Raw genomic sequence first — 19,731 nt, 5'->3', positions numbered from 1 at the left:
CGGACGCGGGCCCCGGCGCACAGGGATCTCCGGAGGGGCTGACGCCCGGGCCCCGGTTCTGCCCCACGAGCCCGGCATCACTGCTGGCCGTGCCATGCCGTGGTGACGGCGATGATGTTCCGGGCCAAGGCTGCGGGCTGCTCCCGGGCGATGAGGTGCCCGGCTCCCCGGACGGACCGGACGGTGGTGCGCGGAGCCAGGCACAGAAGCTGGTCGATGTCCTCGGCGGTGACCGAGGAGCCGGTGTCGCCGTGGACGAGCAGGACGGGGAGGTCGAGCTCCGCGGTGATCCGCCGGAGCCGTGGGACCTGGCCGAGGATGTCCTCGACGAGCAGGGTGTAGGCGCCGGTCAGGCCGCCTGCGGCGAGGAAACGGCGGACCCGGGAGGGGTCGAGGCAGGGGACGACATCGACCAGCACCAGTCCCGCCACCCTTGCCCGTGTCGCCGGATCGGCGAGGGCGGCGACAGCGGCGAGCCCGCCCAGCGAGGCACCGACGACCACGCAGCCCGGCGGCTCGGCGCGGACCATTGCGGCGACGTCCTCCGCACAGGGGGACAGCGCCCGAGGACTGCCGTCACTCTCGCCGTGGCCCCGCTGGTCGAACGCGACGCAGCGGAAGCCGGCTCCGACCAGGACTTCGCTGACCGGCGCCCACACCGTACGGCGTTCGCCACCGGCATGAAGCAGGAGATAGGTCGGTCCGGCACCGACCTCCTCCCCGCGCAGGACCGCATCGGGGCGAGTCATCGTCCGAACCTGCGGGACGGCCGGGTCGACCGGATCCATCATGGACCTGACACCTCACCTTCTCCTCCCCCGCCCGAAGGAATCGGACCGTCAGGGGCCGCCCGGGCCGCCGGACCGAACGCGCCGTCCAGTACCGCCCGCAACGCACACGCACACCAGGAACCGAAACTACACCTGGCCCCGGGCCCGTTGAAGGCACAACGGCAGACGTGGTCCTCGTTGCCCCGCCGACCACCGGCTCGGGGTGAGCGCCGGCCTGCTCGACGCGGCGGCACTCTGCCCGGCCCACCGCCCGAACCACCGCACACCGTCCCGCTCGCCCGGGGAGGAGCCGAGCGGCGAGGTCCCGCCCGGTGCGGTGCCGCCTCGCCGAGGCGGCACCGCACCGGCGGTGGAGACGGTGCCACCTGCCACCGACCGGCGCGAGCGGCCGAACCGGCCCGGGGTCAGTGTCCGAGCCGGCCCGGGCTCACTGTCCGGGCGCGGTCACGGGCTCGGGCGTCGCCGGGCCGTCGGCGGCGAGCGGGACGGTCTCCGCCGCGATGGAGCGGCGCTTGACGACCACCAGGACGATCAGGACGACCTGGAGCAGGATCGGCAGGACCATCCCGGCGTACGCCTTGTTCTCGCTGCCGACCAGGCTGGAGATCAGCCCGAGGTCCCACAGCCCGTGCACGAGCATCGGCAGCAGCAGGGTGCCGCCGACCCGCAGGCACAGGTAGAAGAAGTAGCCGGAGGTGGAGACGATCACGGCCTGGAGAACGGCCTGCGCGCCCTCGCCGAACGCGTTGCTGAGGTGAACCGCGCCGAAGATCAGCGAGGAGTACAGCGCGACCTTGCCCTCGCTGAGCCCGGCCCGCTTGAAGACCTGCACACCGATCCCGCGGAACATCAGCTCCTCACCGATGCCGACGCAGGCCGTCATGGCGATCAGGCTCAGCACCAACGAGACGGGCTGGTCGGCCAGGTTCGGGTAGTTCATGCCCAGCAGGGCCGCGGCCAGCATCGAGATCGGCACGAACCACACCCAGCGGCGCACCGGTGCGCGGTAGCGCAGGACCTCGCCCCACCAGCCGAGCCAGGTCACGACAGCCGCGCCGAACAACACCGACAGGCCGATCGGGATCAGCCCGTTGCGGACCACCACCTCGGTGGTCGGGAACTGGCTGGCCGATCCGCCCCGGTCGGCCCCGATCAGCGCGCCCAGGCCCTGGATGATCGCGAGGTAGACGACGACCACCACCAGGAACCACGGCCAGGTCAGCCGCCGACCGCGCTGGGGAGGGGACTCGATTGCGGACATGAACAGGTCTCCGTTCGCCTACGACAACAACGATGCCGCCGCACAGCCCGCCCCTTTGGAGACCACCCGCGTCAACGACGGGACGTATTGTCCCATGACAGACATAATGTCGCCATGTGATATTCCATCCGTATGAAAATTGTATCGGCGGCATGATCGCCCCACGTGCCGGGGCCGACCTTCCACCGGTCGGACCGTCGCACAGCCGGACGGCACGCTGCCCGCCGCCGGTCCTCCACCGGGAGCGGGCAGCGTACGGATCCGGCGGCCTCAGCTCAGGCGCCTTCAGGTCGGGCGGCCTCAGGTCAGGCGGCGGCGGACGGCGGCGGAGAGCTGGTCGACGGCGATGATCAGGACGAGGACCACCAGGATGTGGGTGAGCATCTCGTCGAAGCGGAACAGCTTGATCGACTGGTTGATGAGGAAGCCGATGCCGCCGGCACCGACCAGGCCGAGGATGAGGGAGGCGCGGACGTTGACGTCCAGGCGGTAGAGGAGCAGGCCGGCCAGCCGGGGGGTGACGGTGGGCAGCAGGGCGTGCAGGGCGGTCTGGACGCGGCCGGCGCCGGCGGAACGCAGCGCGCGGGAGGGGCCGGGGTCGGCGTCCTCGATCGCCTCGGCCCAGAGCTTGCCCATCACGCCGACGTTGTGGACGACCAGCGCGAGGACGCCGGGGAAGGGGCCGAGGCCGACGGCGGTGACGAAGACCAGGGCGAAGACCACGTCGGGGACGGAGCGCAGGAAGGACAGCAGGGAGCGCGCCGCCTGCTGGACGGCGACGGAGGGGGCGACACCGCGGGCGGCGAGCAGGGCGAGCAGCAGCGAGGGCGGGATCGACAGGGTGGTGCCGAGCAGACCGATCCACAGGGTGACCAGGGCGGCGTCGATGCTGGACGTCAGGACGGACCGGTCGAGGCGGGGCGGGAACGCCTCGGAGACGAAGGAGGCCATGCCGTGCCAGCCGTCGACGAGCGCGCCGAGGGACATCTCGGTGGTGTTCCAGGCGATCACATGGACGACGGCGAGGACCGCGGTGACGACCACCGCGGTGACGGCGGCGCGGGGCCGACGGGGACGGCCCGGGACGGGCAGGCGGCGCAGGGGGCGGGGGGCGGTCGTCATCGGAGGCTCTCGGCGAGTGCGGGCTGGTAGAGGTGGTCGACGTTCTGGTCGGGTTCGCCGTCGAGCAGGATGCGGCCCTCGCACAGGCCGACGATCCGGTCGGCGTGCCGGGCGGCGAGCGAGGGCTGGTGCAGGACGGCGACCACGGCGAGTCCTTCCTGATGGGCGAGTTCGGCGAGCAGGGCGAGGACCTGTTCGGTCGCGGCGGGGTCGAGGGCGGAGACGGGTTCGTCGGCGAGGATCACCTCGGGCCGCTGGCACAGCGCCCGGGCGACGGCGACGCGCTGCTGCTGGCCGCCGGAGAGGCGGTCGGCGCGGTCGTGGGCGCGGTCGGCGAGGCCGACCCGGTCCAGGCAGGCCATGGCCTCCTCCCGCAGCTCGCGGGGGAACAGGCGCGGGTGCAGGGACTGCCGCAGCGGGAGCCGGCCGAGGGCGCCGGCGCACACATTGTCGAGGACGGTGCGCCGGGCCACGAGGTGGAGCTGCTGGAAGACGGTGGCGAGGGCGAGCGGGTCGGCCGCCCTGCCGTCGAGGGTGACGGTGCCCTCCGCCGTCGGCTCCAGGCCGGCGGCGGCGCGCAGCAGGGTGGACTTGCCGCAGCCGTTGGCGCCGAGCACCGCGAGGAACTGGCCGCGCGGGACGGTGAGGTCGACGCCGCGCAGTACGTCGCGTTCGCCGTAGCGCACCGTGATGGCGGAGAGCGCCAGCATCAGAGGTCCTTGTCGGTGAGGTGGAGGGTGGCGGCGAGGTCGAACAGCGGCTGGTAGGTGGACTTGTCGACAGCGACCAGCGGGGCGGCGGGCTTGACGGCCAGCAGGGCACCGATCTGGCCGACCTTGTCGGCGGGCAGGTGCAGCAGGGTGTCCGCGACGGCCTTCTTGAACGCGGGGTCGAGGTTGCCGCGGACGGTGATGGGGTCGTTGGGGATGGCGTCGGAGGCCCAGACCTTGCGGAACCTGGCGGGGTCGAAGGTCTTGGACGCGGTGGCGCTGGCCTGCTGCTGGGAGTTGATCTCGGCGGCGTCGACGGTGCCCTTGGCCAGGGCGAGCAGCGATTCGGCGTGGCCGCCGGCGTAGTTGACCTTGACGTCCTCGGGCTTGAGGCCGGCGTCGACGATGGCCTTGCGGGGAAGCGCGTCGCCGGAGGTGGAGCCGACCGAGGACAGCGCGAGGGACTTCCCGGCGAGGTCCTTGACGCTCTGGACGGGGGAGTCCGCGGGCACCCAGATGCCGGCGGTGTAGCTGGAGACCTTGCCGGTGCTGTCGCCGAAGGAGGCCACCGCCTCGGCGCCGGCCCGCTGCTGGGCGAAGACGTAGCCGAGCGGGCCGAACATGGCGATGTCGAGCTTGCCGTTCTGCAGTGCCAGGACCTCGGCGGAGTAGTCCTCGGTGATGGTGAGCTGCACGGGGCAGTTCAGCTGTTCGCCCAGGGAGTCGGCCAGCACCTTGGCGGCGGGGGTGAGCTTGGCGGGGTCCTCGAAGGGCTCGACGCCGAAGCGGATCTTCCCGCCCGGGCAGGTCGCGGACTTCGCGTCCGAGGAGGAGCCGCCGCTGCCGCAGGCGGTCAGGGAGAGCGCGGCGAGGGCGCCGGTGAGCAGCAGGGCGAGGGGACGAAGACGCACGGTGGGCTCCGGGTGAGCAGGAAGGGCGAGCAAGGGGAACGAGAAAGGAGAGCGAGCAAAGAGGGGTGCAGTGGGGAGGGGCCGGAGGACGGGGCCGGCGGTGACCGCCCGGGCGCCGCCGGAGGTCCGGCAGTCGGAACGCTGTCAGGCTCCACCGCCACCGGTCAACCGCTTGTTGTGACAAGTCATTTCCTGTTCACCCACCCGTGACCTCCCCTCCCGGCGGGGGAAGGTCGACCGGGATGGGGGACGAACAGCTGGACAGCCTGGCCATCGACCTTCCGTGCGCGCATCGGAAAGGGAGTGCGGCTCGCAGTCGGGCGGCCGTTCATGGCACCCGACGAGTGAACAGTGAATGACTTGTAGTGACAGGTCATTGTCGCTGGGGCAGCTTCGCTGCGACGGTTTCGGCCGAAGGAGGAACACCTGCCATGAACCAAGACGGAATCCACCGACGGTCCTTCCTGGTCGGCGGCGCAGCCGCGCTGACCACCGCCGTCGCCACCACCGCCCTCACCACGCCCGCCCACGCCGACACCGCCGCCCCACCGCGTGCCGCGGTGCTGGAGTACCTGGACCCGTGGACCAGGGCCACCGGCCTGGCCGAACTGCTGCGCCGGGCCGGCTTCACCGTCGTCCCGCTGGACACCGCCAAGGCCGCGACCGCACAGGGCGTCGACCTGATCGCGTTCGGCAGCTTCACCAACAACGGCACGGCGTACCCGGCCTACGTGGCCGCGCAGGCCGCCTCGCTGCGGGACTTCGCGGCCGCCGGCGGCACCGTGCTGGACCTGGCCCAGTCCGACCAGTTCGGCGCGGCCGTCTCCTACCTGCCGTCCGCGCTCACCGCGGTGCGCACCGACGCCGACTACGACACGGTCCTGCCGGTGGCCGTCGACCACCCACTGGTGGCCGCGCTGCCGGTGGTGGGCGGCAAGGTGCTCACCGGCCGCGCCTCCGGCATCCGGGTCAGCTGGGAGACCGTCGACAGCTGGCGCACGATGCGGGTGCTGCTGGCCTGCACCGCGAGCGGCACCGCGCCGGCCCTGCTGGAGGGCGCGTACGGCGCGGGCCGCTTCCTGGTGACCAGCCTGACCGTCGACAAGTGCTTCGACAGCGCCGGGACAGCGATCCAGCCGGTTGCCGCGGTGCAGGACAGCGTCGCGTTCTTCACCGCGCTGGCCGGGTACGTGGCGCGGGTCAGGGCCGGGACGGCGCCCGCCGTGGTGCCGACCCCGATGCCCGCGCAGGCCCCGGTCGGACCGCTGGTCGGCCACGTCGACACCACCACCGCGCGGCTGTGGGCCCGGCCCGGCCTGGACCCCGTCGCGTACCCGACCTGGCGCTGCACCGTGCGCCGGGCCGACGGCTGGACCACCGCCGTGGACGTCCCGGTCTCGACCGCCAACGACAACACGCTGCTGGCCGACGTCGCAGGTCTGCGGGCCGCCACCCGCTACGGGTTCACCATCGCCCCCGCGGTCGCCGCGCCCGGCTTCACCCCGCTGGCCGGGTCCTTCACCACCTCCCCGGCCGCGGGCGCGGCCGCGGTGGTCACCATGGGACTGGGCTCCTGCGCCCCGTCCGACCCCAACCCGGTGTGGACCCGGATCGCCACCGAGGGCTGCGACAGCTTCGTCATGCTCGGCGACAACCCCTACATCGACTCCGGCGACCTCGCCGTGGCCCGCGCCAAGCACCGCACCTTCCTCGCCCAGCCCGAGCTCGCCGGGCTGATCGCCACCACACCGACCTGGTTCACCTGGGACGACCACGACTTCGGCACCAACGGCGTCAACGGCTCCTTCAGCGGCAAGGCCAACACCCGCGCGGCGTTCGTCGACTACCGCGCCAACGCCTCCTTCGGCCACGCCGCCGACGGCACCCGCCTGACCACCAGGACCGCCGGGCAGGGCGTCCACACCTCCTTCCGCCGCGGCCCGATCGAGGTGTTCCTGCTCGACCCGCGCTGGTTCAGCACCACCGCCCCCAGCTTCGCCGACCCCACCAGGACCACCTGCCTCGGCCAGGTCCAGTGGGACTGGCTGCGTGCCGCCCTGCGCGCGAGCACCGCCCCGTTCAAGGCCATCGCCTCCGGCATGATCTGGGACGACAAGGGCAACGCCGAGACCGACGACTGGGCGACCTACCAGTACGAGAAGGACGCCCTCCTCGACTTCCTGGCGGCCGAGAGGATCCCCGGCTGCTTCCTGGTCAGCGGCGACATCCACAGCTCGCAGGCCCTCGACTACGGTCCCCGGATCGGCTACGACCTGTGGCAGTTCGTCGTCAGCCCGCTGCACGGCAGCACCATCTCCGGCCTCAACGCCGGCAACCCCGCCCTGGTCGCCGGCGCGGTGGAGCCCTACACCTTCCTCAAGCTCGTCGCGGACACCACCGTCTCCCCCGCGACGCTCACCGCCACCTGGATCAACCGCGACGGCAGGCGCCTGTTCGAGGTCCACCGCACCGCCACCGACCTCGGCCACCCCGCCTGACGCCTGACCCACGAACACCGCTTCCGGACCCCTGCCCACGCCGCGACCCGTCGGCGGGGGCAGGGGTTCACCCATTCTTCTCGTCTCTTGTCATGACAAGTACTTGATCAGGGTCGAGTTTCATGACAAGTTCGGTGCATGAGCGTCACCACCGACACGATCCCGGTCCGCCTCGCCCGCTGGGACGGCGTCCAGCGGCCCTTCGCCCTGCTGGAGAGCAGCACCCCCCGCACCCCCGGCCCCGGCGAACTGCTGGTCCGCATCGACCTCGCCACCATCTGCGGCAGCGACCTGCACACCGTCGAAGGCCGCCGCCCCTCCCCGGTCCCCTCCCTGCTCGGCCACGAGCAGGTCGGCACAGTGGTCGGCGTCGGCGCGGGCGGCGTGCGCTGTGTGGACGGCCTCCCGGCCGAGGAGGGCATGCGGGTGGTCTGGTCCGTGGCCGCGTCCTGCGGCGTCTGCGAGCGCTGCACCGGCGACCTGCCGAACAAGTGCCTGGACCTGCGCAAGTACGGCCACGAGCCGTGGTCCCCCGACGCCCCGCTCAACGGCGGCTTCGCCACCCACTGCGTGGTGCTGCCCGGTACCGCCGTCGTCGCCGTCCCCACGGAGGTGCCCGACGCCGTCGCCGGCCCCGCCTCCTGCGCCACCGCCACCGTCGCGGCCGCCCTCGACGCCGCCGGCCCACTCGCCGGGCGCCGGGTGCTGATCACCGGCGCCGGCATGCTCGGCCTGACCGCCGTCGCGATGGCCGCCACCGCCGGGGCCCGCGTCACCGCCGTCGATCCCGACCGGCAACGCCGCACCCAGGCCCTGCGCTTCGGCGCGAGCACCGCCCTCGACAGCGCGGAGGAGGCCGGCCCGGCCGACATCGCCCTCGACTTCTCCGGCCACCCCGCCGCCGTCCAGCGCTGCCTGGACTCGCTCGCCGTCGGCGGCCGCGCCGTCCTCGTCGGCTCCGTCTCACCCGGCCCCGCCGTCGCCCTCGACCCCGAACGCCTCGTGCGCGGCCTGCACACCGTCACCGGCGTCCACAACTACCGCCCGAAGCACCTGGACGCCGCCGTCCGCTTCCTGGCCGCCCACCACCGCGACTTTCCGTTCGCGGAACTCGTCGCCGCCCCCCACCCCCTCGACCGCATCGCCGACGCCGTCGAAGCCGCCCGCACCGGCGCCGCCCCCCGCCAGGCCCTCGCCCCCAACCCCCGGTGAAAGCTCGCCCCCACCCGCGGGAGAGGGCGCTACAACTGCGCGGAGCGCGCCGAACGCGTGTTGGTCACCGTCACGTTCGCCACGTCCGGCCGATAGCGGTCCTCCGACCATTCCACCGCCACGCCCCGCGCGTCCCTGGTCAGCCGCCGCTCCCGCAGCAGCGGCGTGCCGACCCCCACCTCCAGCAGCTGTGCGTCGACCTCGTCGGCGGCCACCGCGTCGAAGGTGTGCCGGGCCGCCGCCAGCTCCACCCCGTTCGCGGTCAGCAGCGCGTAGATCGAGCCCGCGTCCAGGTCCGCGTCCAGCAGCGGACGGCCCACCGCCTCGATGTACGTCATCCGCTCCAGCATCGCCGGACGCCCGTCCAGCAGCCGCAACCGCAGCAACTGCACCACCAGCACGTCGGGGTCCAGCTCCAGCGCCGCCGCGACGGCCGCCGGTGCCCGGCGCAGGGCGATCTCCTGCAGGCGCTGGCCGGGGATGTGCCCGGTCAGCCGGGCCCGGGTGGTGAAGGAGAGCAGTGACTCGAACGGCTGCGAGGGCACCGCGTCCAGCACCACCGAACGCCGCCCCTGGCCGCCGCTGACCAGCCCCTCCTCCCGCAGCGCCGCCAGCGCCTGCCGCACCGGTGTCCGCGAGGCCGCGAACTCCTCGCACAACTCCGCCTCCGAGGGCAGGAACTCGCCCACCTTCAGTGACCCGCTCCTGATCCGCCGACGCAGTTCGGCGGCGACCACGCCGTGCAGTGACTCCTTCACGGAACCGACCCTACAGGCACCACCACCCGCGCCCGCACCACCTGTCACCACATGTTGTCCACCGCGTCCGGGCCCACACCGAGCCTTCTTTTCAGGCCCTTTCCGGGCAGTGCCGCCACTCCGTCCCGGCATCCATTGGGTGAACAACCCACTCCTTGTCACGATAAGCCGCCACCAGACGTCCCCCTTCCCCGCACCTCCTCACGAACAGGACCCACCATGACCACCGCTCCCCTTCCCATCCAGCTCGTCTGCCTCGACATGGCCGGCACCACCGTCCATGACGACGGCGCCGTCCTGGCCGCCTTCCACCACGCACTCGGCACCATCGGCATCCCCACCGGCAGCCCCGAGCACGACACCGCCGTCGCCTACGCCCTCGACACCATGGGCCAGTCCAAGATCGAGGTCTTCCGCGCCCTGACCGCAGGCGACGAGCACCGCGCCCGAACCGCCAACCACGCCTTCGAAGCCGCCTACGACCGGTCCGTCGACACCGACGGCGTCCGAGAGATCCCCGGCGCCGCCGACACCATCGAACACCTGCGCACCGTCGGCTACCACGTCGTCCTCACCACCGGCTTCTCCCCGGCCACCCGCGACCGCATCCTGCGTGCCCTCGGCTGGCACGACCTCGTCCCCCTCGCCCTCTCCCCCGCCGACGCCGGTCGCGGCCGCCCCCACCCCGACATGCTCCTCACCGCCCTGCTGCGCACCGGCACCGAATCCGTCCACCACCTCGCCGCCGTCGGCGACACCACCAGTGACCTCCTCGCCGCCCACCGAGCCGGCGCACGCATCGCCGCCGCCGTCCGCACCGGCTCCCACACCGACACCGACTTCGCGACCGTGCCCCACACCCACATCCTCGACAGCGTCACAGCCCTGCCCGCCGTTCTCGGCGCCGCCACCGACGCCACCGCTGCGGCACTCCTCCGATCGCCGCTCTCCTGATCGACCGGACCCGAATCCGGCGGCGCTGATCCGGGCGCGAAGGCGATGACGCCGGTCACGGCGCTGTGGGCCGGAGCCGACCCCGCGGCTACCGCGGTAACCGCGTCAACGTGGCGTCAAGGACGAGGGTGGTCGAATCATGAAAGCGTCAGGGGCCGGGGCGGCGCGGGAGCCGTGAGCGGCGCATCCGGCGCAGGTGCTGCTCCGGCAAAGGGAGGAATCGTGGGCGCGGCGACCGGAGTCGCATTCGCCGTGGCGGTGTTCGCGGGCCTGGCGGGACTTCGGGGGCTGCGACGGCTGCGACGGCTGCGCCGCGTCGGTGTACCGGGCCTCGCGCTGGTGCGCGATCGCCTCCCCGGGCCGAAGGACGGCCCGGGCGTTCCCTACAACACCCTGACGCCTGCGGACCTTGTCCCCGGTCCGGTCGGCTTGCCAGGGTTGAGGGTCCGAACGGGCTCGGTTCCGAAGGGAATGACGTGACTCACCGCATCAGATCCGGCCGGTCGGCCGTGGCCGCCCGACTGCTGCGCGGACCCGATCGGTGGTCGGCGCGATGAGCACGCACGGCACCACCGGCGGCGGATGCCGGGTCCGGATCCTGGACGGTCTGCACGAGTTGACCGTCCACACGCTGACCACGACGGCGGAGGGGTTCACCGTCACCTACTCCGTCACCCCGCCCCTCCCGGGCGACCTCATCCCCGACGCGCCCGGTGTGCCGCCGCTGTTCCTCTGGCTGGAGGCCGTCGACGACCGGGGTCGCCACTACCTCGACTACGGGGGCGCCCACGGGCTCGGCGCCGACGGGCTGCGGACCGACGGCAGCATCTGCGGGCGCCCCACCGTGGGTCCGGACGTCGGTGTGCTGACGGTCCGGCTGGTCTTCCTGCGGGGCGGGACGGAACAGGCCTACGACATCGCCTTCCCGCTGTCCCCGGCGGCCTGCTGAGACTCCGGACCTCACCGTGACGGCCACGCCCTCCGCCGACCGGCCGAAGGCGCGCACCCGGGACGTCCGGGTGCGCGCCTTCGCACATCCGGGACCTTGGACCCCACCTGCGGACCCGGCCGGCCCTGGGACGCGGGGCCGCCCTCGGCGAGGCTGGTCCCGGCCCCGGGCGGTCGTGCCCGAGGCGGTCCCGAACAACGGAAGGCGGGGTACTGCCATGAGCAAGTCCGTACTGGCCGGCATCGACGGTTCGGCCGAGAGCACCGCGGCGGCGCGGTGGGCGGCCGACGAAGCGGTGCGCCGCGGCCAGGCCCTGCGACTCGTCCACGCCTGGACCTGGGAGGACGACGTCCGTGCCGATCCCGGCCGGCCGGCACAGGTAGGCTCCCTGACCGAGCGTCTGCTCGACGACGCCGCGCGGCAGGTGCGCTCGGCCCACCCGGGGCTGGAGGTGCACACCGGGCTGCTGGCCGGTCACGAGCCCACCGCCTCGCTGCTCGCTGCCGCGGCCGAATCCGAGCTGTTCGTCGTCGGTTCGCTGGGCCTGGGCGGCTTCGAGGGCCTGCTGGTGGGGTCGGTCGGTCTGGACGTCGCGGCACGGTGCGAGGTGCCCGTGGTCCTGGTCCGGGCCGCGCAGACACAGCCGGCCGGTGCCGACGGGGCCACCGAGGTGGTCGTCGGCGTCGACACCCGTGCCCCGGCGGACGAGGTCGTCGAATTCGCCTTCCAGCAGGCCGCGGCACGTGCGGCCGTGCTGCGCGCGGTTCACGGCTGGACCCCGCCGCCCGTCTGGGGCTACGCGGGCTGGGTGGCCCCGCCGGTCGAGACCGAGCGGTTCCGCGCCATCGAGGCCGAGCTGCTCGGCCTGGCACTCAGCGGATGGCGGGCGAAGTACCCCGAGGTCACCGTGGTCGAGGACACCCGGATCGGCGGCGGCGCCGGCGCGGTGGTCGACGCGTCCGGCAACGCCGCCCTCGTGGTGGTCGGCCGCCGACGCCACCACCGCCTGGGCCTGCGCCTCGGCCCGGTCGCCCACGCCGTGATCCACCATGCCCAGGCACCGGTCGCCGTCGTCCCGCACAACTGACGGAGCCCCGGCGCCCTCCGGCACCGGGCACGAGGAACGCCGCTCCGATGCCGCGTCCACCCCCGGTGGACGCGGCATCCGGCTTCCGGCCCGCGCTCGACGTGTGGCGACGCCGGCCCGCGACGTTCGACGGGCGTGTCCTCGACGGACGTGTCCTCGACGGGCGCCGACAGCAGTCGACGGCCGGTCGCCGAAGGAGCGACCGAGCAGCGGCGTGGATCCGTTGTCGACGGTGCCGCGGGACAACCGCACGTCCGGACCACCACCGCCCAACGCCGTGGCCCGCCACCGTGGTTTCGGGGGCGGGCCGTGCACGCGGACGTGCGGCGCGATCCGGGGCCGGCTGTCGCGCAGGGGTGACGAGGCCGTAGTGGCCGTCGTAGCGGTGGTACGGGACATTGCCGCGACCGGTCTCGCCGTTGGTGAAGAAGACGAACGGCTGCCCGCTCAGATCCGGAGGACGGCGAGCAGCGTCGTCCTGGCGTACTCGGGCGCGGCGAGGGTGACCTCGCCGCGGGTCGTCAGCGTGGTCTCGGTGCCGGGTCGGATCCGGAGGCTCATCGCGGGCCTCCTTCCTCGTGGGTCAGGCTGTGGTGTGCGCTACGGCGAGGTCGCCTGCCGCCGTGGCCCCGGAGGCGGCTCTCCCGCCCTCGACGGCGGCCCGGACGGTGGTGCCGGTGGTTCCCAGCAGCGTGCCGAGTGCGTTGTCCAGCGGGCCGATGGCGGCGATCCGGCCGGTCCGCTCCGCGAATCCGGCGGCGGCCTCGGCCTTGGGGCCCATCGAACCCTCGGGCAGGTCGAGTGCGCGCAGGGTCGCGGGGGTCACGGTGGCCAGCGGACGGGGGTGGGTCGTGCCGTACCCCGTGAACACATGGGTGACGTCGGTGAGGATCAGCAGCGCGTCGGCGTCGAGCCGGCGGGCGAGCAGCGCGGCGGTGAGGTCCTTGTCGACGACCGCTTCGACCCCGCGCACCCGGCCGCTGTCCGGATCGCGGGTCACCGGGACCCCTCCCCCGCCGGCGGCGACGACCACGGTTCCGGCGGCCAGCAGCGCCCGGACGGCCGCCAGCTCGACGATCGCCTTCGGCTGCGGGGAGGGAACCACGCGGCGCATGCACGTACCGTCCCGCGCGGTGGTCCAGCCGCGCTCGACCTCCATCGTCCGGGCCTGTTCGCCGGTGAGTTGTCCGCCGATGAACTTGGCCGGCCGCTGGAATGCGGGATCGCGGCGGTCGACCTCGGTGTGGGTGACCAGCGCGGTGACGGCGCGGCCCGGCAGCCGGCCCATGAGTTCACGGGCGAGCAGGGTGCCGATCATGCCCTGGGTCTGGGCCCCGAGGACGTCCAGCGGGTACGGCGCGGTGAGCGCCGGGTCGCTCTCGCTCTCCTGCGCGAGCAGACCGATCTGCGGACCGTTGCCGTGGGTGATCACCACCTCGTGCCCGGCGGTGACGAGTTCGGCGAGCGAGCGGGCGGCGTCGTGGACGTGCCGGGACTGTACGGCGGCGTCGGGGTGCTCGCCCCGTTGGAGCAGGGCGTTCCCGCCGAGGGCGGCGACGATGCGCATGGTCACTTCCTCCCCAGGGTGGCGACGAGGATCGCCTTGATGGTGTGCATGCGGTTCTCGGCCTGGTCGAAGACCAGCGAGGCGGGCGACTCGAAGACGTCATCGGTCACTTCGAGGCCGTCGAGGCCGTGCCCGGCCGCGAGTTCGGCGCCGAGGTCGGTGCGGCGGTCGTGCAGGGCGGGCAGGCAGTGCAGGAAGGCGGTGTCCGGGTTTCCGGTCGCCGCCATCGTCTTGGCGTTGACCTGGTAGGGCAGCAGCCGGGCGATGCGCTCCGGCCACTGGGCGTGGTCCTCGCCCATGGACACCCACACGTCGGTGCAGAGGAAGTCCGCACCGCGCACGGCCTCCTCCAGCTCGTCGGTCAGGGTGAACCGGGCACCGCTCTCCTGGCCCAGCAGCAGGCACTCGGAGACGAGCGCCGGGTCGGGCCACAGGTCGCGCGGGGCGGCGATGCGCACGTCCATGCCGAGCAGGCTGCCCATGGCCATCAGGGAGTGGGCGGTGTTGTTGCGGGCGTCACCGAGGTAGCAGAAGGAGATCTCCTCCAGCGGCTTCCCGGTGTGCTCGCGCATCGTGAACACGTCGCACAGGCTCTGGGTCGGGTGCCACCGGTCGGTGAGCCCGTTGTAGACGGGGACGCCGGCGTGGGCCGCGAGTTCGGTGACGGTGTCCTGGTCGAAGCCGCGGTACTCGATGGCGTCGTACATCCGGCCCAGCACCCGGGCGGTGTCGGCGGGGCTCTCCTTGTGGCCGATGTGGGAGCTGTCCGGGCCGAGGTAGGTGGTGGTGGCGCCCTGGTCGGCGGCGGCGACCTCGAAGGCGCAGCGGGTCCGGGTGGAGTTCTTCTCGAAGATCAGGGCGATCCTGCGACCGGTGAGGCGAGCGGTCTCGGTGCCCGCCCGGCGGGCGGTCTTCAGTTCGGCAGCGAGGTCGAGGAGTTGGTGGATCTCGGCGGCGGTGAAGTCGAGTTCGCGCAGGTAGTGGCGGCCGTTGAGGTCGACGGTCATGACGGGTTCTCCTTGCCGGTCGGTCGGTCGGTCAGTCAGTCGATCGGTCGAGTCGGTCGGTCGAGTCGGTCGGTCAGTCAGTCAGTCAGTCAGTCGACGGGGTCGCGCTGGATCGGGCAGCTCATGCAGCGCGGGCCGCCGCGGCCCCGGCCGAGTTCGGAGCCGGCGATGGTGACGATCTCGATGCCCTGCTTGCGCAGGTGGGTGTTGGTGGTGGTGTTGCGCTCGTAACCGACGACGACGCCGGGTGCGAGGGCGAGGAAGTTGGAGCCGTCGTCCCACTGTTCGCGCTCGGCGGTGCGGGCGTCCTGCTCGGCCGACAGGAACCGGACCTTGTCCAGGTCCAGGGCCTCGGCGAGCGAGACGGTGAGGTCGGCGTCGGGTCGGACGTCGAAGCCGACCGGTCGCTCGGGTGCGGGGGTGAGCGTCCACGACCGCAACTGGTGGGCCAGGCCCGGGTAGACAGTGAAGGTGTCCCGGTCGATCATCGTCATGACGGTGTCGAGATGCATGAACGCCCGGCTCTCCGGCAGGCGGACGGCGATCAGCCGGTGCGCGGTGTTGGTCAGGAACAGCTGCTGGGCGAGGGTTTCGACGGCCTGGGCGGTGGTGCGCTCGCTCATCCCGACCATGACCACGCCCGGGGCGACGACGTGGACGTCGCCGCCTTCGAGGCTCAGCCCCGGGGCGGTGGTGGTGCCGTCGAGCAGCGGCGGCACGGTCTCGGCGAACAGCGGGTGGAAGCGGTAGATCGCCGCGGTGTGCAGGGTCTCCCGTCGGCGGGCCGGCCTGGCCATCGGGTTGAGGCTGTAACGACTGCCGATCCAGCAGGAGTTGTCACGGGGGAAGAGGTGGTTGGGCAGCGGCGGGAGGGCGAAGTCCTGCTCCCCGAGGGTGTTCCAGAGCAGGCTGTGCGGGCTCGTCAGCGGGAGGTCGTCCTTGAGCACGCCGCCGATCAGGTACTCGGCGAGGGTGGCGCCGTCGAGCTGTTCGCACAGCTCCCGCACCGGCTCGACGAGAGCCGGGCCGACGACAGCCGGGGTGACCACCTGGCCGAGCAACCAGGCGCGGGCCGGAGGCAGTTCGAGGGACTCGGCGAGCAGCTCGGCGTAGTGGTGGACCCGGACACCGTGGTCGCGCAGGACCTGGGCGAAGGCGTCGTGCTCCTCGCGGGCGCGCTTGGCCCACAGGATGTCGTCGAAGAGCAGGCCGTCGACGTTGCGCGGGGTCAGCCGGGCCAGTTCCAGGCCGGGGCGGTGCAGGATCACCTGGCGCAGGCGGCCCGCCTCGGAGTCGACACGAAGGGTGGACATCAGGGGTACTCCTGGGGGTTCGGTACCGGTGGCGCGGGGGTGTCGCGCCACCGGAGGGCTGGGTGGCTGTCGGCAGGCCGCCAGGGCGGCGGGTTCGGGCCGCTCCGGCAGCGATCCGTCGCGGTGGGTCGCTGCCGTGGCGGCGGTCGGACCGTCGGCGACGGTCAGGCCGCCGAGGCCGGCCGGGTGTGCGGTCGCTTGAGCCAGATGTAGACCGGGATGCCGAGCAGGATCGTGAACAGCCCGTAGTAGACGGTCCGGTAGCCGCTGCCCTGGATCGACCAGTACGAGAAGGCCAGCGCCAGGACGGTGACGACGACGTCCCTGGCGAATCGCCGCCGGTCCAGCTCCGCCCGGCCGCGCTGTGCCAGCCAGTACAGTTGGGCGGCGGCCGAGACCAGGTACGGGATCACGGCGGTGAGCACGCTCAGCAGCACGATCTCGGTGAACACCTTGGTGAAGCTGGTGTAGCTGACCACGGTGAGCAGCGACGCGAGGGCCGTCGCCGAGACGATGCCGAACGCGGGTACCTCGCCGCGGCCGCGGGTGCGGGCGAAGGCGGCCGGGAACAGTCCGTCCCGTGCGGCGGCCATGGGCATCTCCGCACAGATCAGGGTCCAGCCGTTGAGTGCGCCGAGCCCGGAGACGATCGCCGCGGCGGCGACCAGGTTTCCGGCCCAGTGGCCGCCCGCGATGTTGTTCATGGCATCCGTGAACGGTGCGGCGGAGGAGCCGAGTCGGTCGTGCGGGACGGTGCCGAACACGGCCAGGGTACCGAGCAGGTAGATCGCCGCGCAGGCCAGCGTGCCGTACACGGTCGCCCGGGGCACGTTGCGCTTCGGGTCCCGGACCCGGCCGGCGGCGACCGAAGCGGTCTCCAGACCGATGTAGCTGAACAGGGCGATGGCACCGGCCGCCGAGACCGCGCCGAGCGCCGAGCCACCGCTCGCGTTGAAGGCCCCGAAGTTGCCGGACCTGACGAACAGCAGTCCGGCCGTGGCCATGAAGCCCAGCGGCAGGAACTTCAGGACGGTGGTGACCACCTGGAAGGCCCCGATGTTCCGCACGCCCGTCAGGTTGACGACCGCGGGCAGCCAGAGCCCGGCCAGCGCGATCGTGATCGACGCCCAGGTGTGGTGGGCCTTGTTGACGAACACCTCGACGTAGCCGACCCACGCCACGACGATGGCCGCGTTGCCCGCCCAGGCGGTGATCCAGTACGACCAGGCGGTCAGGAACCCGGCGAACTCGCCGAACGCCTCCCGGGCGTAGACGTACGGGCCGCCGCTGCCCGGCACCCGCTCGGACAGGCGCCCGAACACCACCGCCAGCGCCAGGGCTCCGACGGTCACGGCGACGAACGCCACCAGGGCGATCGGCCCGTAGGGTGCGAGCGCGGACGGCAGGGCGAACACCCCGGTCCCGATGATGCTGCCGACGACCAGGGCGGTCGCGGCGGGAAGACCGAAACGTGTGTCGGGTCCGCGCTGCCCCGGGGCAGCCGCGGCGGCCCGTCGATTCCCGCGGTCGGGTGCGGACATGAGGGTGCTCCTCTACCTGGGTGGAAGTCCGTGGCGGGGGTGGCCTTGCCCACCGCTCGCTGTGGAGGATCCTCGGCTCGCCGGGCCGGTCCGTCCGAGGGCCGACGGTCCCCATCTCCCGTGCCGGCGGTCCCGGTCCGGCCGGACCAGCAGTCCCGGGTCCCGGGCCCGCCGCGGCCCGCATGTGCGCGAACCGCACGACGGCGGCTGCCCCGGTGCCGGCCGGGACCGGTTCGACCGGGACCACCGGCCCGTCGCCGGGCCCTTCGGTCCCTTCTGGCAACCGGCGCCCGGGCGGGAGATTCGGAGCACGCCCCGGCGCCGGACCTCTCCGGCCCGAGCCCCTCGGCGTCACGAAGGGAAGCCACCATGACCCGCTTGGTCCTTGCCGGAATCGACGGATCGCCGCAGAGCGAGGCCGCCGCCCTGTGGGCGGCCGCGGAGGCCCGCCGCCGGGGCTCCGCGCTCCGGCTCCTGCATGCCTGGCCCTGGCTCGACGCCGGGGACGGCGAGGCCTCGTGGCCCGGCGACCTGCGGCCGAGGGCGTTGGACGCGCTCCGCGGGATCGCCGACCGGATCCGGCGCGACAAGCCGGGCCTGCCGGTGGAGACCGCGGTGATCGCGGACGACCCCGTCGACGGGCTGGTGGCCGCGGCGAAGGGGCAGGACCTGCTGGTGCTGGGGTCCCGCGGACTCGGCGGGTTCGCCGGCCTCCTGGTCGGCTCGGTGGGACTCGCGGTGACCGCGCGCGCTCCCGTCCCCACGGTGCTGGTCCGCTTCGGCCAGGCGCCCGGCGAGCGGCCGGCGACCGCAGCGGGCGACCGCGAGGTGCTGGTCGGTCTCGACGCGGGTGAACCCGATGACACCGTCCTCGAATTCGCCGCCGCCGAGGCCGAGCTGCGCGGCTGCCGGCTGCGCGCCGTCCACGGCGGGAGCCGGCCGCCCGCCCGGGCACTCGCGGGCCCGGTACCGCCCCGGACCCACCGCATCGCGCAGGAGTCCACCGGGGCGGCGCCGATCTCCCGGTCCCTCACCGAGCTCCGGGCGAAGCACCCGGGCGTCGACATCGTCGAGCACGTCCGCCCCGGCGGCGGAGCCCAGGCCCTGTTGGAGGCTTCGGTCCGCGCCGACCTGGTCGTCGTCGGCCGGCGGGAGCGCCGACACCTCGCGGGACCGCGCCTCGGTCCGGTGACCCATGCCGTTCTGCACCACTGCGCGGCCCCGGTCGCCGTCGTCCCCCACCCGTGAGCCGGGCCTGCCCCTCACCACCGCCCGTCCGAGCAGCGACAAGGAGCACGCCATGAACAGCACCCACCGGCCCGAGGGCCCGCCCGCGCCGCCGTGCGGCCACCTGCGCCGCGCCCTGGGACGGGAGCGCAATCCACTCGGCCGGACGCTCGACCTGTCCCGGAGCCGCGCCGTGGTGCTCACGGCTCTCGGGGTCGTGCTCGCGGGGCTTCTCGGGGCCGGAGCCTTCGCCGTCCGCCTCACCGTCGAACAACAGCGGACCGCGGTCGCGACCGCGGTCCTGCACCATGTCGAGGCCCTGGTGGAAGGCTCCGTCCGGAAGGCGGAGAGCACCGTCCTCGGGGGGAGGACCGTCTACCGTGCGGACGCCACGTGGAACTTTCCCACCGACCGGAGCAACACCGGCGTCATCGACGTCCCCCGGAAGACCGAGCCAGGCGCCACCATCGGCATCTGGGTCGACCGGAACGGCCGGCCGGCCGCCACGCCCCCGAGCACCGCCGACCTGGTGGCCGACGCCGTGTGCCTGGGCCTGTTCTTCTTCGGCCTGCTCAGCGCTCTCGCCGCCGCCGGGCTCTTCGCGAGGCTGAGTGTCCTCGACCGTCGGGCCGACCGGGCGTGGACGCGGTCCTGGGCCCGGCTGGAGCCGGTGTGGAGCGGCCGCGCCCCGCGCGGCAGCCACCACGACTGACGGGGCGCCACCACGGCCCCCTCCGGTGCCGGCCACCGCCCGGCGGAACTCGCCGGGTCCACCCGCGGGAGGGGCGCGGAGCTCTCCCGCTCGTCCGGATGCCCCGTGCGC

Annotated in this window: 17 protein-coding genes and 1 pseudogene; 7 read left to right on the top strand and 11 right to left on the bottom strand. The window is 73.3% G+C overall.

The window, feature by feature from the left end:
* Positions 1–77: 77 nt before the first annotated feature.
* The 5 genes from ADK60_RS34020 to ADK60_RS34000 form a co-directional block, all read right to left on the bottom strand.
* Positions 78–749: an alpha/beta fold hydrolase gene (locus ADK60_RS34020; RefSeq protein ID WP_199839818.1), complete on the bottom strand. Its 672-nt coding sequence runs from the start codon at positions 747–749 to the stop codon at positions 78–80.
* Between the two features lie 469 nt (positions 750–1,218).
* Complete coding sequence (locus tag ADK60_RS34015) at positions 1,219–2,052, bottom strand: CPBP family intramembrane glutamic endopeptidase (RefSeq protein WP_053650773.1); 834 nt, start codon at positions 2,050–2,052, stop codon at positions 1,219–1,221.
* Between the two features lie 300 nt (positions 2,053–2,352).
* Positions 2,353–3,174, bottom strand: a complete 822-nt coding sequence (gene phnE / locus ADK60_RS34010; protein WP_053650772.1) for a phosphonate ABC transporter, permease protein PhnE — start codon at positions 3,172–3,174, stop codon at positions 2,353–2,355.
* Positions 3,171–3,884 (bottom strand): phosphonate ABC transporter ATP-binding protein, encoded by a 714-nt coding sequence (locus ADK60_RS34005; RefSeq protein ID WP_053650771.1) that lies wholly within the window; start codon positions 3,882–3,884, stop codon positions 3,171–3,173. The genes phnE and ADK60_RS34005 overlap by 4 nt, the downstream gene beginning before the upstream one ends.
* Positions 3,884–4,795: a phosphate/phosphite/phosphonate ABC transporter substrate-binding protein gene (locus ADK60_RS34000; protein ID WP_053650770.1), complete on the bottom strand. Its 912-nt coding sequence runs from the start codon at positions 4,793–4,795 to the stop codon at positions 3,884–3,886. The genes ADK60_RS34005 and ADK60_RS34000 overlap by 1 nt, the downstream gene beginning before the upstream one ends.
* A gap of 431 nt (positions 4,796–5,226) precedes the next feature.
* Between ADK60_RS34000 and ADK60_RS33995 the strand changes: the two genes are divergently transcribed.
* Positions 5,227–7,293, top strand: a complete 2,067-nt coding sequence (locus tag ADK60_RS33995) for an alkaline phosphatase D family protein (protein WP_053650769.1) — start codon at positions 5,227–5,229, stop codon at positions 7,291–7,293.
* 138 nt (positions 7,294–7,431) lie between these two features.
* Positions 7,432–8,505 (top strand): zinc-binding dehydrogenase, encoded by a 1,074-nt coding sequence (locus ADK60_RS33990; protein ID WP_053650768.1) that lies wholly within the window; start codon positions 7,432–7,434, stop codon positions 8,503–8,505.
* A gap of 29 nt (positions 8,506–8,534) precedes the next feature.
* On the opposite strand, the gene ADK60_RS33985 is transcribed toward ADK60_RS33990, so the two are convergent.
* Entirely contained in the window at positions 8,535–9,263 is a 729-nt protein-coding gene (locus tag ADK60_RS33985) for a GntR family transcriptional regulator (protein WP_053650767.1), read from the bottom strand.
* A gap of 219 nt (positions 9,264–9,482) precedes the next feature.
* Here ADK60_RS33985 and ADK60_RS33980 point away from each other — a divergent pair, with 219 nt between their 5' ends.
* The 3 genes from ADK60_RS33980 to ADK60_RS33970 all read left to right on the top strand — a co-directional run bounded on the left by ADK60_RS33980 (position 9,483) and on the right by ADK60_RS33970 (position 12,253).
* Positions 9,483–10,217, top strand: coding sequence for an HAD family hydrolase (locus tag ADK60_RS33980; RefSeq protein ID WP_053650766.1), 735 nt, complete (start codon positions 9,483–9,485; stop codon positions 10,215–10,217).
* A gap of 553 nt (positions 10,218–10,770) precedes the next feature.
* Positions 10,771–11,166 (top strand): hypothetical protein, encoded by a 396-nt coding sequence (locus ADK60_RS33975; RefSeq protein WP_063783349.1) that lies wholly within the window; start codon positions 10,771–10,773, stop codon positions 11,164–11,166.
* A 217-nt stretch (positions 11,167–11,383) separates the two neighbouring features.
* Positions 11,384–12,253 (top strand): universal stress protein, encoded by an 870-nt coding sequence (locus ADK60_RS33970; protein ID WP_053650764.1) that lies wholly within the window; start codon positions 11,384–11,386, stop codon positions 12,251–12,253.
* Positions 12,254–12,656: 403 nt separating this feature from the next.
* Here ADK60_RS33970 and ADK60_RS48245 read toward each other — a convergent pair.
* The 5 genes and pseudogenes from ADK60_RS48245 to ADK60_RS33950 all read right to left on the bottom strand — a co-directional run.
* A pseudogene (locus ADK60_RS48245) lies at positions 12,657–12,704 on the bottom strand (hypothetical protein); the annotation flags it as partial.
* Between the two features lie 132 nt (positions 12,705–12,836).
* Positions 12,837–13,820 carry a carbamate kinase gene (locus ADK60_RS33965; protein WP_053650763.1) on the bottom strand — a complete coding sequence of 328 codons (984 nt, stop codon included), beginning with the start codon at positions 13,818–13,820 and terminating at the stop codon, positions 12,837–12,839.
* 2 nt (positions 13,821–13,822) lie between these two features.
* On the bottom strand, positions 13,823–14,827 hold the full coding sequence (gene argF, locus ADK60_RS33960; RefSeq protein WP_053650762.1) for an ornithine carbamoyltransferase: 1,005 nt from the start codon (positions 14,825–14,827) through the stop codon (positions 13,823–13,825).
* Positions 14,828–14,916: 89 nt separating this feature from the next.
* On the bottom strand, positions 14,917–16,140 hold the full coding sequence (locus ADK60_RS33955) for an arginine deiminase (protein ID WP_053650761.1): 1,224 nt from the start codon (positions 16,138–16,140) through the stop codon (positions 14,917–14,919).
* Between the two features lie 164 nt (positions 16,141–16,304).
* Positions 16,305–17,681: an amino acid permease gene (locus tag ADK60_RS33950; RefSeq protein ID WP_079008918.1), complete on the bottom strand. Its 1,377-nt coding sequence runs from the start codon at positions 17,679–17,681 to the stop codon at positions 16,305–16,307.
* Between the two features lie 369 nt (positions 17,682–18,050).
* Between ADK60_RS33950 and ADK60_RS33945 the strand changes: the two genes are divergently transcribed.
* Together ADK60_RS33945 and ADK60_RS33940 are read left to right on the top strand one after the other, a co-directional pair.
* On the top strand, positions 18,051–18,929 hold the full coding sequence (locus ADK60_RS33945; RefSeq protein WP_053650760.1) for a universal stress protein: 879 nt from the start codon (positions 18,051–18,053) through the stop codon (positions 18,927–18,929).
* A gap of 52 nt (positions 18,930–18,981) precedes the next feature.
* Complete coding sequence (locus ADK60_RS33940; protein ID WP_053650759.1) at positions 18,982–19,620, top strand: Rv1733c family protein; 639 nt, start codon at positions 18,982–18,984, stop codon at positions 19,618–19,620.
* Positions 19,621–19,731: the final 111 nt, after the last annotated feature.

This window comes from Streptomyces sp. XY431 (genome assembly GCF_001279805.1).
Classification (GTDB): domain Bacteria; phylum Actinomycetota; class Actinomycetes; order Streptomycetales; family Streptomycetaceae; genus Kitasatospora; species Kitasatospora purpeofusca.
This window is presented reverse-complemented; position numbering and strand designations above follow the sequence as displayed.

Coding starts and splice junctions, on each gene's coding strand:
- ADK60_RS34005 (WP_053650771.1), bottom strand. CDS start 3,884: ATGCTGGCGCTCTCCGCCATCACGGTGCGCTACGGCGAACGCGACGTA.
- ADK60_RS33955 (WP_053650761.1), bottom strand. CDS start 16,140: ATGTCCACCCTTCGTGTCGACTCCGAGGCGGGCCGCCTGCGCCAGGTG.
- ADK60_RS33965 (WP_053650763.1), bottom strand. CDS start 13,820: ATGCGCATCGTCGCCGCCCTCGGCGGGAACGCCCTGCTCCAACGGGGC.
- phnE (WP_053650772.1), bottom strand. CDS start 3,174: ATGACGACCGCCCCCCGCCCCCTGCGCCGCCTGCCCGTCCCGGGCCGT.
- ADK60_RS33940 (WP_053650759.1), top strand. CDS start 18,982: ATGAACAGCACCCACCGGCCCGAGGGCCCGCCCGCGCCGCCGTGCGGC.
- ADK60_RS33975 (WP_063783349.1), top strand. CDS start 10,771: ATGAGCACGCACGGCACCACCGGCGGCGGATGCCGGGTCCGGATCCTG.
- ADK60_RS33970 (WP_053650764.1), top strand. CDS start 11,384: ATGAGCAAGTCCGTACTGGCCGGCATCGACGGTTCGGCCGAGAGCACC.
- ADK60_RS33950 (WP_079008918.1), bottom strand. CDS start 17,681: ATGTCCGCACCCGACCGCGGGAATCGACGGGCCGCCGCGGCTGCCCCG.
- ADK60_RS33990 (WP_053650768.1), top strand. CDS start 7,432: ATGAGCGTCACCACCGACACGATCCCGGTCCGCCTCGCCCGCTGGGAC.
- ADK60_RS34015 (WP_053650773.1), bottom strand. CDS start 2,052: ATGTCCGCAATCGAGTCCCCTCCCCAGCGCGGTCGGCGGCTGACCTGG.
- ADK60_RS33995 (WP_053650769.1), top strand. CDS start 5,227: ATGAACCAAGACGGAATCCACCGACGGTCCTTCCTGGTCGGCGGCGCA.
- argF (WP_053650762.1), bottom strand. CDS start 14,827: ATGACCGTCGACCTCAACGGCCGCCACTACCTGCGCGAACTCGACTTC.
- ADK60_RS33945 (WP_053650760.1), top strand. CDS start 18,051: ATGACCCGCTTGGTCCTTGCCGGAATCGACGGATCGCCGCAGAGCGAG.
- ADK60_RS33980 (WP_053650766.1), top strand. CDS start 9,483: ATGACCACCGCTCCCCTTCCCATCCAGCTCGTCTGCCTCGACATGGCC.
- ADK60_RS34020 (WP_199839818.1), bottom strand. CDS start 749: ATGACTCGCCCCGATGCGGTCCTGCGCGGGGAGGAGGTCGGTGCCGGA.